Annotated in this window: 2 rRNA genes; both read left to right on the top strand. The window is 55.4% G+C overall.

Features of this window, described 5'->3' with window-relative positions:
• Window positions 1-36 precede the first annotated feature (36 nt).
• Window positions 37-2,928 (top strand): 23S ribosomal RNA (locus tag JF515_RS06950).
• Between the two features lie 189 nt (window positions 2,929-3,117).
• Window positions 3,118-3,233 (top strand): 5S ribosomal RNA (gene rrf, locus JF515_RS06945).
• The last annotated feature ends 417 nt before the right edge of the window (window positions 3,234-3,650 follow it).

Genomic DNA, 3,650 nt, shown 5'->3' with positions numbered 1-3,650 from the left:
TGTGGCCTGAACGGTTCAGACTGTTTTGGGTTATATGGTCAAGTGACGAAGCGTGCACGGTGGATGCCTTGGCAGCCAGAGGCGATGAAGGACGTTGTAGCCTGCGATAAGCTCCGGTTAGGTGGCAAACAACCGTTTGACCCGGAGATCTCCGAATGGGGCAACCCACCCGTCATAAGGCGGGTATCACACACTGAATCCATAGGTGTGTGAGGCGAACGCGGGGAACTGAAACATCTAAGTACCCGTAGGAACAGAAATCAATTGAGATTCCGTCAGTAGCGGCGAGCGAACGCGGATTAGCCCTTAAGCATGCGACTGGTTAGGAGAACGGCTTGGGAAGGCCGACCATAGTGGGTGATAGTCCCGTATCCGAAAACCTGAGTATGTGAAAACGAGTAGGTCGGGGCACGTGAAACCTTGACTGAACATGGGGGGACCATCCTCCAAGGCTAAATACTCCTGGCTGACCGATAGTGAACCAGTACCGTGAGGGAAAGGCGAAAAGAACCCCGGAGAGGGGAGTGAAATAGACCCTGAAACCGTGTACGTACAAGCAGTCGGAGCCCGCTTTGTTGGGTGACGGCGTACCTTTTGTATAATGGGTCAGCGACTTATTCTCAGTAGCGAGGTTAACCGTATAGGGGAGCCGTAGGGAAACCGAGTCTGAATAGGGCGACGAGTTGCTGGGAATAGACCCGAAACCGGACGATCTACCCATGGGCAGGTTGAAGGTGCGGTAACACGCACTGGAGGACCGAACCGGGATCTGTTGAAAAAGATTCGGATGACCTGTGGGTCGGAGTGAAAGGCTAATCAAGTCCGGAGATAGCTGGTTCTCCCCGAAAGCTATTTAGGTAGCGCCTCGTATATCACCACCGGGGGTAGAGCACTGTTTCGGCTAGGGGCCCATCCCGGGTTACCAAACCGATGCAAACTCCGAATACCGGTGAGTGCAGTACGGGAGACACACGGCGGGTGCTAACGTCCGTCGTGGAGAGGGAAACAACCCAGACCGCCAGCTAAGGTCCCCAAATTCCAGTTAAGTGGGAAACGATGTGGGAAGGCTCAGACAGCTAGGAGGTTGGCTTAGAAGCAGCCACCCTTTAAAGAAAGCGTAATAGCTCACTAGTCGAGTCGGCCTGCGCGGAAGATGTAACGGGGCTCAAACTGGATACCGAAGCTGCGGCAGTGTGCTTATGCATACTGGGTAGGGGAGCGTTGTGTAAGCCTGTGAAGGTGTGTTGAGAAGCATGCTGGAGGTATCACAAGTGCGAATGCTGACGTGAGTAACGATAATGCGGGTGAAAAACCTGCACGCCGAAAGACCAAGGTTTCCTGCGCAACGCTAATCGGCGCAGGGTGAGTCGGCCCCTAAGGCGAGGCTGAAAGGCGTAGCTGATGGGAAACGGGTTAATATTCCCGTACTTCTTGTAACTGCGATGGAGAGACGGAGAAGGCTAGGCCTACCGGGCGTTGGTTGTCCCGGGGAAAGGTTGTAGGCTGAGGTGTTAGGCAAATCCGGCACCTTAAGGCTGAGAATCGAGACCACCGGCCCTTTGCGGCTGGGAAGTGGTTGATGCCCTGCTTCCAGGAAAATCTTCTAAGCTTCAGGTTACAAGGAACCGTACCCCAAACCGACACAGGTGGTTGGGATGAGTATTCTAAGGCGCTTGAGAGAACTCGGGTGAAGGAACTAGGCAAAATGGTACCGTAACTTCGGGAGAAGGTACGCCGCTTGGTGTGAAGGGCTTGCCCCGTAAGCATCGAGTGGCCGCAGTGAAAAGGCCCCTGCAACTGTTTATTAAAAACACAGCACTCTGCAAACGCGTAAGCGGACGTATAGGGTGTGACGCCTGCCCGGTGCCGGAAGGTTAATTGATGGGGTTAGCTTCGGCGAAGCTCTTGATCGAAGCCCCGGTAAACGGCGGCCGTAACTATAACGGTCCTAAGGTAGCGAAATTCCTTGTCGGGTAAGTTCCGACCTGCACGAATGGCGTAATGATGGGGGCACTGTCTCCACCCGAGACTCAGTGAAATCGAAATCGCAGTGAAGATGCTGTGTACCCGCGGCTAGACGGAAAGACCCCGTGAACCTTTACTACAGCTTCACAGTGGACTTTGAGCCTGCTTGTGTAGGATAGCTGGGAGACATTGAAGCGGTGACGCCAGTCATCGTGGAGTCGTCCTTGAAATACCAGCCTGGCATGTTCGAGGTTCTAACCCAGGCCCGTTATCCGGGTCGGGGACATTGTGTGGTGGGTAGTTTGACTGGGGCGGTCTCCTCCCAAAGAGTAACGGAGGAGCACAAAGGTACCCTCAGCACGGTCGGACATCGTGCAATGAGCGTAAAGGTAGAAGGGTGCTTGACTGCGAGACCTACAAGTCGAGCAGGTGCGAAAGCAGGTCTTAGTGATCCGGTGGTTCTGTATGGAAGGGCCATCGCTCAACGGATAAAAGGTACTCCGGGGATAACAGGCTGATACCGCCCAAGAGTTCACATCGACGGCGGTGTTTGGCACCTCGATGTCGGCTCATCTCATCCTGGGGCTGAAGCCGGTCCCAAGGGTATGGCTGTTCGCCATTTAAAGAGGTACGCGAGCTGGGTTTAGAACGTCGTGAGACAGTTCGGTCCCTATCTGCCGTGGGCGTTGGAGATTTGAGAGGAGCTGCTCCTAGTACGAGAGGACCGGAGTGGACGAACCTCTGGTGTTCCGGTTGTCACGCCAGTGGCATTGCCGGGTAGCTACGTTCGGACGGGATAACCGCTGAAAGCATCTAAGCGGGAAGCCTCCCTCAAGATGAGATCTCCCTGACCCCTTGAGGGTCCTGAAGGGCTGTGGAAGACCACCACGTTGATAGGCGGGATGTGGACGCGCTGTGAGGCGTGAAGCTAACCCGTACTAATTGCCCGTGCGGCTTGACCATATAACGCCAAAGCAGTTTGAACGTTCCGCAAGGAACGGCCTGCGTGGCAGCGGTCAACGATCAATCAAGCACCCAATAGCAACAGGTGTCGGATGACCCTGACGCTGGACGCCTCGTTTTCCAGATTGGCTTTGTCCGTGCCAAACGGACAAGGCAACCCTTTTTGGTGAGTATCACCAAACCGGTTTGCCTGACGACCATAGCGAGTGGGAACCACCTGATTCCATGCCGAACTCAGAAGTGAAACCACTCAGCGCCGATGGTAGTGTGGGGTCTCCCCATGTGAGAGTAGGTCATCGTCAGGCTCCTAAATACAAAAGACCCCCGTCACGCAGTGCCGGGGGTTTTTTGTATTTAGGATACGGTGTCCTTCTTTCCCTACACAGGCCCATGTGAGCGACCCTGTTCCGAAGGAACGGGGAGCAGGCGCCGAAGGCGTCGCGCAGCGATGGCGAGCACCGCTCGCCACCTAAGTAGGTCATCAGCACCCCAGAGCATCGTCCAACTCCCCGGTTAACGCCCAACGCGCCGTGCCACCCCCCATCGCGACTAAAGCGGAGCGCCGCCCGGTCGCTCCTACCCGCTTCCTTTAAACGCCGCCACCAACACCTCCCCACCCAATACCCAATACCCAATCCCAGCAGCCTCTCTCACACCCCCCCCCAACACAACCCAATCCCAGAAACCCATCTATTCCAACACCCAATCCCAGAAACCCTTCA

Source organism: Alloalcanivorax marinus (genome assembly GCF_016785095.1).
Classification (GTDB): domain Bacteria; phylum Pseudomonadota; class Gammaproteobacteria; order Pseudomonadales; family Alcanivoracaceae; genus Alloalcanivorax; species Alloalcanivorax marinus_A.
The sequence above is the reverse complement of the archived record's forward strand: the minus strand, read 5'-3'. Positions and strand labels throughout refer to the sequence as shown.